Raw genomic sequence first — 14,217 nt, 5'->3', positions numbered from 1 at the left:
CCGAGACTCACCGCATCAGGAAGGCAGGTAGATAGACCGAAGACTGAAGGAAGGAAGAGGCTATATCTAAAAGTCTTCAGCCTAATTCCCTATTCTCTAAGGAAGGAGACAGTGATGGGACGACGCGGATGCAAGTGTACGCGCACGTGTACCGCAACCCTTGTGGGGCTGATCACGCTCCTGGCATGGGGCGCCTTTGCGGGTGAAAGGGTCGTCTGGGCTCAACTCCAGACTACCCCGGATCCCAAGCAGGTCGCTCAGAAGGTGCAGCGACGCCAGGAACTGCTGCGCCAGTTGGAGCAGATCGAGAAGGAGCTTCAGGCGCTTGATCCGGAGGAGAAGGCTAGAGCCGCCTCGCCTGCCTCTGCCGCCACTGCGAGTCAGCCGGTGGCCCCTCCGACTCCAGGCGAACCGTTGGTCCTGGAACCGGTCAAGGTACTTGCCACACGGATGGAAGAGAAGCCGGTTGGCCGGGCCGTCAGTACCGTGGAGCAGGAGGAGATCGAGCACGCGCGAGCCTTCAGCGTCAAGGAACTGATCGAGGTCACCCCAGGGGTTTTCCTCAAGGAAGGCAACGGGCCCCGTGATGTGGGAATCTCTATTCGAGGGTCCGGCGCCAAAACCACCTTCGGCATTCGGAACATTAAGGTCTTTGACGACTGGTTTCCAACTACCCAACCGGACGGCCTCGCGCGCACAGACCTAAACGATCCCCATGCCTATGAGGGGATCGATGTCCTGCGAGGACCTTCATCGGCACTCTATGACAACTACGCCCTCGGGGGCGTGATCAATTTCCGCACACGGAAAGGGCGCGACATTCGAGGCGTTGAGGTGGGGAATGAGGGTGGCAGTTACGGTTATTCGAACCATTACGTCCATATCGGCGATCAGCTCGATAAGTTCGAGTACTCCCTTTTTGGAAGCCACGTCCGGGGTGACGGCTTCTTGGCTCACAGCAAATTCAACACCACCACTGAAAACCTGGTGGCCACCTATACCCCCGATGACAAGCGATCGATTACGCTGAAGTTCATCAATAATGACGTTGACACTAAGGTGCCCAACCGCCTGACACTGGCGGAATTTCGAGCGAACCCATGGGGCGCAGGGCGCACCTTTGTGACCGGCAAGGGATTTGTCACCGCCCAGCAGGCAGACCAGGGGAGAAACGATAATCGCACGATTGTCGGTGCCCGATACGAACAGCAACTGGACGCGCAGACCGGGTTCCGCCTTCTGGGGAGTTACGACTATAAAGACATTAACCAGACCTTCGGAACGATAGGGGATAACGAGAATCCGAGCTTTAATTTCTATGCCGACATCACCAGGGAAGGAAGCCTGTTGGGCCTTGCGGCGAAACACTATGCCGGCTTCTTTTTTAATCGCATAGAGCAGGAATCGAGCACCTTCTTCAATCTGGCCGACGGCCATGGCAGCCGCGGCGACTTGCAGGCCAATACCCGTGGCCACATCCGCAATCTTGGGGGCCGAGTGCGGGAGGAGGTTCAGTTCTCGCCGCGATGGACCGGGTACCTCGGAGTGGGCGTGGAGGGCTCGGAGATTCGGGCCGAAGTCCGATCCCGCAACAGCACGACCGCCCCGCTGACCAATGTCGATGTGCGTCGCGACTTCGTGAGTGTCGCGCCGGAGGCGGGAGTGATCTATTCCGTGAACCCGGACCTCCAGTTCCGCGGGCGGGTGGCAACCGCCTACGGCATCCCTGGGATCGGCAATCTGACCACAGCCACGACAGGGCTCGCGGGGAACAATACCGGTTTGAAGCCACAGCGCAATGTCGGGGTAGAGCTGGGGATCGATGTCCGACCCCTGCCGACTGTTACGGCAAGCCTGACGGGCTACTATGAGTTCTCTTTCAACGAATTCATCACACAGTCGCCCGGCGCGGGGTTGTCGTCCTTTACCAGCAACGCCCCCAACGCCGAGCATCGCGGGATCGAGGCGGAGTTGGCTTGGCGGCCCTTCGCGGGAGCAAAGGTGTCAACCTCATATACCTTCAACGACCACATCTACACCGAGTTTACGGAGAATATCTGCTCCAGTACAACGTGCAAGAGTTTCGATCGGAGCGGTAATAAGATCCCGGGCGTTGAGCGCCATATCCTGAACGCGAGACTCGCGTATGACACCAGCCATTACAGTGAGTGGTGGCGTGGGGTGGGCGGCTGGATCGAGGTCAACTGGCTGGACGATTTCTACGTGAACAACAGCAATACGCTGAAGACGTTGCCCTACCAACTGGTCAACCTGAATCTCCATTACGACCGGGAAGTCACGATCCCCTTCGTTCGATCGCTGTCGGCCTTCTTTGAGATTCAGAATCTGTTCGACGCGACTTACATCGCAAGCGCCAACGTCGTGGCCGATGCGCTCAGCGATACGCCGGCCAATCTGGCGACGTCAAAGCAAGCATTTTTCGCCGGCCAGCCGCGATCTTACTTCGCCGGCCTCAAGCTCAGGTTCTAGCGCCGTGCCGAGAACGAGGCTTCTCGGCGCGGCGCGAGTAGATGTCAACACAAGTGTGACAGCAATGTTCAGCACACATACGCGCTGGTACCGGAGGATTACGCTCCTCAAGCTCCATAAATGGGCGGGCCTGATCTCGGCTGTCTGGCTGTGCGTGCTCGGGGCGACCGGCTTTCTCCTCGATCACAAGGAGTGGCGGTGGATCTGGTTTTCGACTGTTCCGGAACGTCTTATGCCTGGATCGGTTAGAAGCCTTAGTCGGACCGTGATTCAGATCTTCCAGGTCAATCCGAATCGGCCGATGCATCAGGTCGCTGCAGGATCGCGTGGGTTGTGGGTCACGGAGGATGGGGCCAAGAGCTGGCAGCGAACACAGTTGGTTGGCGATAAGGACGGGCATCTCCAGGTCTTTGCGGTTGAACCGGACCCGGAGCGTGGTTGGGATCGGCTCTGGATCGGTACGGATAACGGAATTTGGGTGTCTGCTGATGGCGGCAAGACCGTTGTGAAAGCAGGGATGGAAGCGCAGAGGATTACGGCACTCTCGGCGGGGGCAAGCCATGGGGAACTGTACGGGGTGACGGACCGAAGCCGAGTATTCCAACTGCTCACCGGGAGACCGGATGATCCCCTCTGGCTCCGTTTGGAGACACCGCCGAACGACGCGCTACCGCACCAGATGTCCTTGCGACGGCTCATCATCGACCTGCATGTCGGGCGGGGGCTATTCGCCGAAGGCCTCTCGCTCCTACTCAACGATCTGGCAGGCCTTGGTCTGTGCGCCCTGGCGCTGAGCGGGGTGTGCTATTGGGGATTCCCCAAGTACTGGCGGCACCGCCGCCGACACGGGGGTCAGATCCATGTCGAGACCAAACGCACGACGCTCATCTGGCTGTTCCGCTTCCATAGCCCGTTGATCGGGCTCTACGCGGCTCTGCCGCTCCTCTATCTCGTCATTACCGGTATTTTCTTTGGACACTCTAAGGAGTTAGGCGAATGGCTCCGACGGGTGCAGGTGCCCTCGATCTTCTACCCACCTGTCTATCATCTCAATGTGTGGGACGGGTGGATTGAGGCAGTGATCGGGTATCCGGGTCAACCAGAGAAGCTTTCTATCGGAACTCGGGTTGGGCTCTTTACATCTGAGGATGGGGGACGCACATGGTCGGCGGAGCATGCCGGCGCCGAACGCATAGCAGCGGCCCGAAGGCTTCGCCGCTTCGGGGATTCGCTCTATATCGGCGGCTGGATGGGCATCAACAATTATATGAAGCCGCAAGACGGGGCCGGGTGGCTCACGCTCTCGGATAAGCATGCCCATATGACGAGCGACATCACGCGGCTGGAGGACGGTCAGATCGGATGGCTCCATCACGGCAAGACGGTGGTGATGACGGATCGGTCGGGTCAGGTTCGTGGCCAGATCGAGCTGACTCAGCCTGTGGAGGATGGCGTGCCGTGGTACTACGTTCTGAGGCAGCTTCACGACGGGCTGATTTTCTGGCAGCACTGGAAGTGGCTGAATGATCTCTTTGCGGTCCTGGCCATAACGCTGGTGGTGACGGGACTTATCCGCTGGTGGCGGGTCAAGTGGCTCTAACAAGGGGACCAACTGGCGGCACTGCACCGCAACTTGCCCACCCTCCCCTGCCGGGGTCGGGCTGATGCGCCATGGCAGGGACTTCCTCCCTCGAAGCGGATGAGTCTTCTCGGGACCGCCATCCTCATCCGGCGGTCCCGAGACTCACCCGTCAGGAGGGCAGGTAGATAGACCAAAGGCTGAAGGAAGAAAAACAAGGAGGCAACGATGAGACGACGCGGATGCAGACGCACGCACAGGTACACCGCAGCTCTTATGGGGCTGACTACGCTGCTCACATGGGGTACCGTGGCAATAGCAGAGGAAGACAAGAAAAAAGATGAAGTGACAACACTGAAGGAGGTGGTGGTGCGCTCGACCGCTCTCAACGACGTCTTTGTGCCGCTGAATGCCTCGGTAGTCGAGGAGACAAAGGTGCAGTCCCTGTCGCCTGCCACCAGCGACGCTGCCAGCCTACTGCGAGACATCCCCGGCGTCAGTCTCTACGGCGGTGGCGGCGTGTCCAGCCTACCGGTCATTCACGGCCTAGCAGACGATCGTCTGCGCATCAAGGTTGATGGCATGGACCTGATTTCCGCCTGTCCCAACCACATGACTCCGCCGCTGTCCTACGTCGACCCAAGCTACGTAGGGAGCCTCAAAGTGTTCGCCGGCATCACACCGGTCAGCGTCGGCGGCGACAGCATCGGCGGGACGATTTTGCTGGATGCTCCCGCACCGGCCTTTGCCGCCCCAGGTCAGGACCACCTGCTCACGGGTGAGGCCGGCGGCTTCTATCGCAGCAACAACAAGGCCCGAGGCGGCCATTATTCGGCTACCTATGCTACCGAGATGTTCAGCGCGACCTACAGCGGCTCGGTGGTCCATGCCGACAACTACACGGCGGGCGGAAATTTCAAGGCGGCCGGCCCGGCTGCCGTCGACAAGCCGGGAAATATTCTTGATGGTGACGAGGTCGGCTCCAGCGCGTACAAGGCCGAAAACCACACGCTGGGCTTTGCGCTGAGAAAAGCCAACCATCTGGTCGAACTGAAGTTGGGGTACCAGTATATTCCGGAACAGGGCTTCCCTAACCAGCGCATGGACATTATCAGCAACACCCAGTGGCGCCAGAACCTGCGCTATCTCGGCCAGTTCGACTGGGGCTCGCTGGATGCCCACGCCTACCATGAAACCGTCCGACACGATATGGATTTCGGCGACGACAAACAGTTTTTATATGGAGGGATGATGGGCAGTCCCGTTGCGCCAGGGATGCCGATGAACAGCGACAGCAGGAACCTCGGCGGCGCGGTCAAGGCCAACATCGATCTGGCCAAGCAGCACACCCTCCGTGTTGGTGGTGAATATCAGTATTACCGCCTGCACGACTTCTGGCCGCCGTCCCCCGCCATCTTGCCGCCTGGCGTTATGTTCAGCGGAATGGCGCCGAATGTATTCAGGAATATCAACGACGGTACGCGCGAGCGAAAGGCGCTATTCGCCGAATGGGAGGCGCGCCTACATCCGCAGTGGTTGACGCTGCTGGGCGCCCGCTACGAGCGAGTGACGATGGACACCGGGCCGGTGCAGGGCTACAACGATACGATGGCCTATAAGCCTGCAGCAGACGCCTTCAATGCCCGCAATCACGACCGCACCGACAACAACTGGGATTTAACTGCGCTCGCCCGTTACGCGCCATTGCCGACGCTCGGTCTCGAATTCGGGTACGCGCACAAGACACGCTCGCCGAACCTGTATGAGCGGTACGCCTGGTCGACGAATGCGATGGCCATGGTCATGAACAACTTTGTCGGCGACGGCAACGGCTATGTCGGCAATCTGGATCTGGACCCGGAAAAAGCGCACACCCTAAGCGCCACCGTCGACTGGCATGCCGTCGACCGAAATTGGGAGTTCAAGGTCACGCCATACTACACCCATGTCACCGACTACATCGATGCGAAGCGCTGTGTAGGTAGCGGAACGGGCATGAATGCGATCTGCGGCGGCCCGGCGAACAATACCGCCACAAACAAGTTTGTCCTTCTCCAGTACGTGAACCAGACGGCCCGGCTCTATGGTATCGATGTGTCCGGCCATATGCCGTTGGCGAAAACCGACAGCCTGGGCGAATTCAGCCTCGCGGGGCTATTCAATTACACGAACGGCAAGAACCTCACCACCGACGACGATCTCTACAACATCATGCCGCTCAACGGTAAGCTCATACTGGGACACAAGCTTGGCGGCTTCGACAGCAGCGTCGAGATGGTGATAGCGAAGGGCAAGAACAACGTCGCCGATGTGCGCAACGAAATCAAGACGGCGGGCTACATCCTGACCAATCTGCGTACCAGCTACAACTGGAAGCTGGTACGGCTCGATTTCGGCATCGAGAACATGTTCGATAAGTTCTACTCCTTGCCGCTCGGTGGCGCCTATACCGGTCAGGGTATGACGATGGGCCTCAACTCGATACCTTGGGGCATTGCCGTTCCCGGCATGGGACGTACGTTCTATACCGCCCTAACCGTCAAGTTCTGACAATCATACAAGAGGAATCTTGAGGAAAAGGAGGTCATGAAATAGGCCACAGTATAGTCCGAGATGCGGGTCTACGACTCTCGGGTTGCGCGCTCACGCACCACGGTGGACCGGAACGTTCGTGCGCCTCCCTCTCACGTACGCTCTGCAGGGAGCGGTCGTTCGATCGCTCCCTGCCCACCGCTCCCGATATCCGCTATACTCGCCTTGATCGAACGGAACCTGACTGGGGGCTCCACGCGCCGCTCGCGACCTGATCGTGAGTGAACACCGAATTTCTTCCCTGCCTTGACACTTGAAAAATCTCTATGGTAGAGTGATCGGGCTTCGGTAACTTGACGGTTTCAGAAGCGGTGAGGGAGGAAGAAGCGCGTCGAAGGGAAAAGTGGGCAATCTATCACGAGGAGGAAGTCAGGATGAGGCGGAGGCTTGCAGTAGCAGCGTTGATCCTAGGGGCGGTAATGTTCGTGGGAACCGGTATCTCCTGGGCTGAAAAGTCCCATCAGACCGAGGCGATCGAGCATACCCAGGCAGCCGTCGAGCACGGCAAGGCGGGTCATGCCGATGTAGTAGTTACACACGCAACGGCAGCCTTGCAGCATGCCGAGGCAGCCCAGAAGGCAAAGGCCAACGATCATACGGCTGCGGCCATCAAGGGATTGAAAGAGGCCATTGAGCACGGCAAGGCGGGTCATGCCGATGTCGCCGGCAAGGCCGCTGAGGGGGCGCTCACACATCTCAAAGCCGTAAAGTAAGAACGCCGCCCCACACAATCAAGAGAAAAGCAATGGGCAGGAAGGAAACTTTCCTGCCCATTGCCTTTTTATGGCTACTCGCTCAAATCATTGACCGGGAGAATCCGGATCATAATTCAGGTTTGGTGACAGCCACCGCTCCACCGTCCGCACATCCATCCGCTTGCGCCGCGCATAGTCCAATACCTGGTCCCGTCCGACTTTTCCAACCGCAAAGTAGGTTGACTCAGCGTGGGAAAAGTAGAGCCCGCTCACCGAACTGGCCGGAACCATCACGCAATTCTCTGTCAGGCGGATACCGGCGTTGCGCTCTGCCTGTAGAAGATCAAAGAGCGTCCGTTTCTCGGAGTGATCCGGACAGGCTGGATAGCCGGGAGCGGGACGGATCCCTCGATACCGCTCTCGGACCAGATCCTCGTTACTGAGCTGTTCTCCGACTCCATACCCCCACTCTGCTCGAACTCGGCGATGCAGGCATTCCGCAAAGGCCTCCGCCAGGCGATCGGCTAACGCCTTAGCCAGAATAGACATATAGTCGTCATGGGCGGCTTCATATCCCTTGCAGAGAACATCGAGACCATGACCGGTCGTCACGGCAAATGCGCCGAGGTAGTCCTGGAGTCCGGTTGATTTCGGCGCGATAAAATCGGCCAGCGCCAGGTTGAACTGCCCTTCGGCCTTGTACAGTTGCTGGCGGAGGGTGTAGAACGTCGCCAGTACCTGCGACCGCGAGTCATCCATATAAAGTTCGATATCGTCGTCCACACTGTTGGCCGGAAAGAACCCATAGACCGCCCGGGCAATGAGCCGGCGCCGGCTGATGAGTTGCTCCAGTAAACGCTGGGCATCCTCGAACAGTTCCTTGGCTTTTGCCTCCTGCAAGACTTCAGGATACCGGCCCCGCACTCCCCACGCATGAAAGAACGGCGACCAATCAACATACGGCACGATCTGATCGAGCGGAAACTCGTCCAATACACGGATGCCGGTAAAGGACGGCTTGGGGATCTCTACCATACCCCAATCAAGAAGGAGTTTCCGGTCACGCGCCTGGGTGAGGGCCAGAAGCGCGCTCGGACCACGATCCTCGTGCGCGCGCCTGACTTGCTCCTGATCAACTCGATTGCTCTCAACAAACGCCGATCGCTGCTCCTGGCTCAAGAGATGGCTGACGACCCCCACGGCCCTTGAAGCATCCAAGACGTGGACCACAGGCTGGTCATAGAGCGGGGCGATCTTCACGGCCGTATGGGGTCGGCTGGTGGTCGCGCCACCGATGAGGAGCGGAATCTGCAGCCCTTCACGCATCATCTCCCGCGCCACGTGCATCATTTCGTTGAGCGACGGCGTAATCAGCCCGCTCAGACCGATAATATCCACCTGCTGTTCCCGGGCGGTCGTGAGGATCGTGTCGCAGGGCACCATCACCCCCAGATCAATCACCTCATAGTCATTACATCCGAGCACCACCCCGACAATATTCTTACCGATGTCGTGCACATCTCCCTTCACGGTCGCCAGCAGGATTTTCCGCTGGTTGCGCTTACTGTCGGACGCCAGGCGCGCGGCCTCAATGAAGGGGAGAAGGTAGGCCACCGCTTTCTTCATGACACGCGCGCTCTTGACCACCTGCGGCAAGAACATCTTGCCGGAGCCGAAGAGCTGACCGACAAGGTTCATGCCGGCCATTAATGGACCTTCAATAATCTGAAGCGGCCTGTCGTACTGCTGCCGCGCCTCCTCCACGTCGGACTCAATATACTCCACGATCCCCTTTACCAATGCATGCGCGAGCCGCTCCTCGATCGTTCCCTGTCTCCAGGCTTCATCTTTCACAGCGGCCCGGCCCTCCGCTTTTACAGTCTTCGCAAACTCTACCAGCCGGTCGGTCGCATCGGGACGTCGATTCAGCAGTACGTCTTCAACCAGCTCGAGCAGCTCTTTGGGGATCTCCTCATAGACCGTCAGTTGGCCGGCGTTGACAATCCCCATATCCAGGCCGGCCTGGATGGCATGATACAGGAATGCCGAGTGCATCGCTTCGCGAACCGGATTGTTCCCGCGAAACGAGAACGAGACATTACTGATCCCGCCGCTGACCTTGCAACGAGGCAGGTTGGCTTTGATCCAGCGGGTCGCCTCAATGAAGTCGACTGCGTAGCTGTTATGCTCCTCGAGTCCGGTCGCCACCGTCAGCACGTTCGGATCGAAGATAATGTCTTGCGGCGGCAACCCGACCGTCTCGGTCAGTATGCGGTAGGCGCGGGCACAGACCTCGATTTTTCGCGGCAGCGTGTCGGCCTGACCACGCTCATCAAAGGCCATGACTACGACCGCAGCCCCATACCGTTTGATGAGCCGGGCCCGCTGGATGAACGCCTGTTCGCCCTCTTTGAGGCTGATTGAGTTCACCACCGGCTTACCCTGGACGCACTTCAGCCCCGCTTCAATCACCGACCAGTCGGAGCTATCGATCATGATCGGAACCCTGGCAATGTCAGGCTCACAGGCAATCAGATTCAGAAACGTCACCATCGCCTTTTTCGCGTCCAGCATCCCCTCATCCATATTGATATCGATAAGCTGGGCGCCGCCCTCGACCTGCTGCCGCGCAATGGAGGCGGCGGCCTCGTACTCGCCGCTCCGAATAAGCCTGGCAAACGCCGCAGACCCGGCGACATTGGTCCGCTCCCCGACATTGACGAAACCCACCTCCGGACAAATCGTCACCGGCTCCAGACCGCTTAATCGGGTGTGCGGCTGCGGGTGAGGGGGAATGCGCGGTTGACAGTCCTGCACTGCCATTGCAATCGCCTCAATGTGGGCCGGGGTGCTCCCGCAGCAGCCGCCCACGATGTTCAACCAGCCGTTCTTCGCAAAGTCGTTGAGATCGGCCGCCATGATGGCCGGTGTCTCATCGAATCCTCCGAACGCGTTGGGCAGGCCGGCATTGGGATAGCAACTGAGAAAGACCGGCGCAATCTGAGCCAGCTCCTCCAGGAACGGGCGCATCTGCTTCGCCCCGAACGCGCAATTGATTCCGACGCTCAGTACGGGCATGTGGGCGATAGAGTTCCAAAAGGCTTCCACGGTTTGCCCGGAAAGCGTGCGCCCGCTGCGATCCGTAATGGTCACCGAGACCATGACCGGCACGCATCGACCGACCTTCTCGAAGTACTGATCGATGGCAAACAGGGCGGCCCTACAGTTCAGCGTATCGAAGACCGTTTCGACCAATAAGAGATCTACTCCACCGTCCAGGAGGCCACGGGCCTGCTCGGTATAGGCCGCGACCAACTGATCAAAGGTAATGGCGCGATGGGCGGGGTTCTGGATATCGGACGGCATCGACGCCGTGCGATTCGTCGGACCCATCGAGCCGGCCACGAAGCGAGGACGGCTCGGGTCCTTCGCCATGACTGCCTCAACAGCTTTGCGCGCTGCGCTCGCGCCGGCAACATTCAGGTCATAGGCCAGCGATTCCAACCGATAATCCGCCATCGAGATCGACGTGGAATTGAACGTATTGGTTTCGATAATATCGGCGCCGGCCTTCAGATACTGACGATGAATCGCCTCAATGATGACCGGCTGCGTGATGGACAGCAGGTCGTTGCAGCCCTTAAGGTCGCAAGAGTGGTCGGCAAACGGGCGCCCACGAAAGTCTGCTTCCTCCAGCTTGTGCGTCTGAATCATCGTACCCATCGCGCCGTCAAGGATGACGATACGACGCCGCACCATCTGCTCAAGCTCTGTCGTTCGATCTGATACTTCAGTCATCTGCATCCCGCACGTACAAGTTTGTCATTCCGGGCTTGACCCGGAATCCAGTTTTTGTCGGCCCGCTATGCCCACACTATACTGGATGCTTAAGGTCTTCGCAAGCCAGCGGTCCGTGGCTTCATGGTGAGTTGTGTGATCGAGTCGGAAGCATGTAAACCTTGCACTTTCTCCTGTCGAAAGCTAGAATACGTCACTCTATGAACTATCTTGACCACAATACAACGATACCGGCGCTATTGGAGGTGCTGGAAGTGATGATGCGTACTTCACTTCCGAACGACGCAGAGAGAGGAGAATCATGACGCAAAGAGGCTGGTGGGTTCGTGGTGCCGTCCTGGGTAGCGCCTTGCTGCTTGCCCCGGTTGGGGCGTGGGCCGATAAACTCACGGAACTCGAGCAGGCATTTGAGACACAGCGGCAGTCGCTGCAGCAGTTGCAACAGGAGATGAACCGGCTGCGGCAAGACCGGACCGCGCAACAGACAGAAATCGACCGGCGCGTGATGGAGGTGGAGCAGAAGGCTGCCGAGGCCGCAGCCTCATCCCTGCTCACCGGGTATGAGCCCGGCAAGGGGTTCTTCCTGAAGTCCGCCGATGGCCAGTTTAACCTGAGCTTGCGCGGATTCACGCAGACCTGGTTCATCACGGAAGGGGCGCGACAGGAAGAGCAGTTCAACGCTGCAGACAAGGCCGCCGGGATCGCGCGGCACAGCCCGAGCACCTTCAGGCAGCGCCGCACCCGGATCATCGTGAGCGGCCAGGTCTTCAACGACTTCGGCTTCTTCATCGAGCCGGAGCTCTCCTTCGGTGGGGTCCCCGATTCCGCCGGAAATAGTACAGGCGGTGTGCGGCTCGAAGAGGCCTGGAGCAGCTACACGTATGCCCCGTGGGCCAAGGTGACCGTCGGACAGTACAAGCCTCGATTCGGCCTCGAGATGATTACCACCTCCCGCGACCTGGACTTCGCCGAGCGGTCGGTTATCTCTAAGGCGCTGTCCCCGGATCAGCAGTTGGGCGCCACCGTCGAGGGTACGCTGAAACTCGCCAACCTGCTACCCGTCTACTATGGAGTGGGAATCTATAACGGCTGCGGCCGGATCGATCAATGTAAGGGCGGCATCGACAATGACGGCGACAAGGAGTTCACCGGTCGCGTGACCGTTGCCCCTCCGATGCCCTTTGGCAATCTCACCATCGGGCTGAATGCCGATCATCGCACCTTCCGGGTCGTCAATGGGAAGGGTGCGACCGATGCAAACAGTACGACGACGTCGGTCAGTGGTACCTCATTTCACCGCTTTAACCCGGCCCAGGCGACCGGCTGGAAATTTGGGGGTGACGGGGCCGGCACGTCACAGAACGGCTTCCTGATCAACGGCAACCGTGTGACCGGCGGCGGCGATCTCGTCTTCGACTTGTACCCATTCATCATCAAGGGGGAGTACGCCTACGCCTCTCAAGAGCGTGACGCCTTGGGCGCGGGTGGCAGCAATCTCGACAACCTCATCATCCAGGGTGGCTACGGGTCGCTTGGTTACTGGATCTTCGGTAATAAGCGGAGCGGCCTGCTGGCCATCGGCCGCTACGAGCATCTGCGGGTCGATGACAACACGGGCGCCTTTACGGCGCCAGCCACGGCCACCAAGGAGCAGCCGATGGAGATGCGGTCCGGCACCCTCGGCCTGAACTGGTATGTCAACCCCAGCGTTCGGTTGCGGGCGAACTACCTCCTCACCGACGTCCGGCCAGGTCGGAATACGATCGGTGTGAGCAATAGCACGCACGGCGAGCTGGTGCACGAGGGGATTGCCGAGGTGCAGATCCAATTCTAAGCGAGAGATGTGCATGGCAGGTTTCAGCCGAAGCTCACCAAGTGCGTCAGCGGGATCTTGTCGCTGACTCTGCGAACTATGCATCTGGTGAGCTTCGGCATCTTGTCCAAGCACCCCGTCCCGATCATTCCTCTCACTCACTCCAGTTGTATTCCTGCCTTTCCTGGCACACCGCTCGTTAAACCCTCCAAGGTGTTTAACGATGATATAGTGCGATGCGAACCGCTATGGCTGGAGTTTCAAGTTGGCCCGGTGATTACGCCGTAGTGCTTGCTGCGACTTCCCTCCTTGTGCTAGCATTGTGCATGCAATTTGCTTGCAACGGGTGACCGCAGAGGAGGTAGACATGCCACAGCTCTCAGTAAGAAACCTGGATGAGGAGACGATCAAGCGCCTGAAGGCCCTTGCGAAGCAGCATGGACGATCCCTTCAGGGGCAAGTCAAGATCGTCCTGGAGGAAGCAGCAACGCTGCCTGCCAACGAGGTGTCAGCCATCGTCGAGAAGTGGCAGAGGCGATTCGCCGGCAAACGTTTCAGCGACAGCGCCAGGATCCTCCGGGAGGATCGTCAGCGGTGACGCCGCTTGTGGTGGATGCCAGCATCGTCGTGAAATGGCTGCTCCCCGAGCTACACAGTGTACCAGCTCGCCGTGTTCTTACAGAACGCAACGATCTTCTCGCCCCAGACCTGCTGTGGGCTGAACTCGGGAATGTGCTCTGGAAGAAATCCCGGACCGGTGAGCTCACCGCCGAAGAAGCCCGCGACCTCTTGCAAGACGTCAGGCGTTTCCCAATCAAGACGATTCCTTCCTTTGGCCTCATCGACCCCGCTCTGGACATCGCAACGCAGTTTGGCAGAAGTGTCTACGACTGCCTATATTTAGCCCTAGCCATAAGCAGGCGTTGCCAGGTTGTCACCTCTGACCGGCGCCTGTATGCCAGCCTTAACAGGGGCCCACTTGCACCGTACCTGTTATGGGTCGAAGACGTTCGGTAACGTGCTAGCCGTATGAGAAGAGGCCAGACAACACTGCACCCCTGCCGAACGCGACCTCGTGCTTGTCCGTGAGCTGCAAGGAGTCGATGCATCGGACTCGCCTGGGTGTAGTCCTGTCAAACATGGGTAACACATCCGCCCTGCCGTCCCCACCGTCGCGCGGGCGCGATATCGGGGCGCCCGCGCCGGCGGGGCCCCTGGTCAGCCATACCACCGGCGCAGCCCCCGAAAGG

General features: G+C 59.1%; 8 protein-coding genes. 7 read left to right on the top strand and 1 reads right to left on the bottom strand.

Going from position 1 to position 14,217, the window contains the following annotated elements:
- Positions 1 to 114: 114 nt before the first annotated feature.
- The 4 genes from PHV01_RS06250 to smbP all read left to right on the top strand — a co-directional run bounded on the left by PHV01_RS06250 (position 115) and on the right by smbP (position 7,374).
- Positions 115 to 2,490: a TonB-dependent receptor gene (locus PHV01_RS06250; protein WP_337290295.1), complete on the top strand. Its 2,376-nt coding sequence runs from the start codon at positions 115 to 117 to the stop codon at positions 2,488 to 2,490.
- Positions 2,491 to 2,554: 64 nt separating this feature from the next.
- On the top strand, positions 2,555 to 4,090 hold the full coding sequence (locus PHV01_RS06245; protein WP_337290294.1) for a PepSY domain-containing protein: 1,536 nt from the start codon (positions 2,555 to 2,557) through the stop codon (positions 4,088 to 4,090).
- A gap of 207 nt (positions 4,091 to 4,297) precedes the next feature.
- Positions 4,298 to 6,619: a TonB-dependent receptor gene (locus PHV01_RS06240; RefSeq protein WP_337290293.1), complete on the top strand. Its 2,322-nt coding sequence runs from the start codon at positions 4,298 to 4,300 to the stop codon at positions 6,617 to 6,619.
- Between the two features lie 416 nt (positions 6,620 to 7,035).
- Positions 7,036 to 7,374 carry a small metal-binding protein SmbP gene (gene smbP / locus PHV01_RS06235; protein ID WP_337290292.1) on the top strand — a complete coding sequence of 113 codons (339 nt, stop codon included), beginning with the start codon at positions 7,036 to 7,038 and terminating at the stop codon, positions 7,372 to 7,374.
- An 87-nt stretch (positions 7,375 to 7,461) separates the two neighbouring features.
- Here the strand turns inward: smbP and metH are convergent, their stop codons facing one another.
- The gene (gene metH / locus PHV01_RS06230; protein WP_337290291.1) at positions 7,462 to 11,154 is read right to left on the bottom strand and encodes a methionine synthase; all 3,693 of its coding nucleotides are present in this window, start codon (positions 11,152 to 11,154) and stop codon (positions 7,462 to 7,464) included.
- A gap of 301 nt (positions 11,155 to 11,455) precedes the next feature.
- Between metH and PHV01_RS06225 the strand changes: the two genes are divergently transcribed.
- The 3 genes from PHV01_RS06225 to PHV01_RS06215 all read left to right on the top strand — a co-directional run bounded on the left by PHV01_RS06225 (position 11,456) and on the right by PHV01_RS06215 (position 13,984).
- The gene (locus tag PHV01_RS06225; RefSeq protein WP_337290290.1) at positions 11,456 to 12,988 is read left to right on the top strand and encodes a porin; all 1,533 of its coding nucleotides are present in this window, start codon (positions 11,456 to 11,458) and stop codon (positions 12,986 to 12,988) included.
- A gap of 346 nt (positions 12,989 to 13,334) precedes the next feature.
- Entirely contained in the window at positions 13,335 to 13,565 is a 231-nt protein-coding gene (locus tag PHV01_RS06220) for a hypothetical protein (protein WP_337290289.1), read from the top strand.
- On the top strand, positions 13,562 to 13,984 hold the full coding sequence (locus tag PHV01_RS06215; RefSeq protein ID WP_337290288.1) for a type II toxin-antitoxin system VapC family toxin: 423 nt from the start codon (positions 13,562 to 13,564) through the stop codon (positions 13,982 to 13,984). The genes PHV01_RS06220 and PHV01_RS06215 overlap by 4 nt, the downstream gene beginning before the upstream one ends.
- Positions 13,985 to 14,217 lie beyond the last annotated feature (233 nt).

This window comes from Candidatus Methylomirabilis sp., assembly GCF_028716865.1.
Taxonomy (GTDB): domain Bacteria; phylum Methylomirabilota; class Methylomirabilia; order Methylomirabilales; family Methylomirabilaceae; genus Methylomirabilis.
Note: the sequence above shows the minus strand (reverse complement) of the source record. Positions and strands in the feature narration are given on the sequence as shown.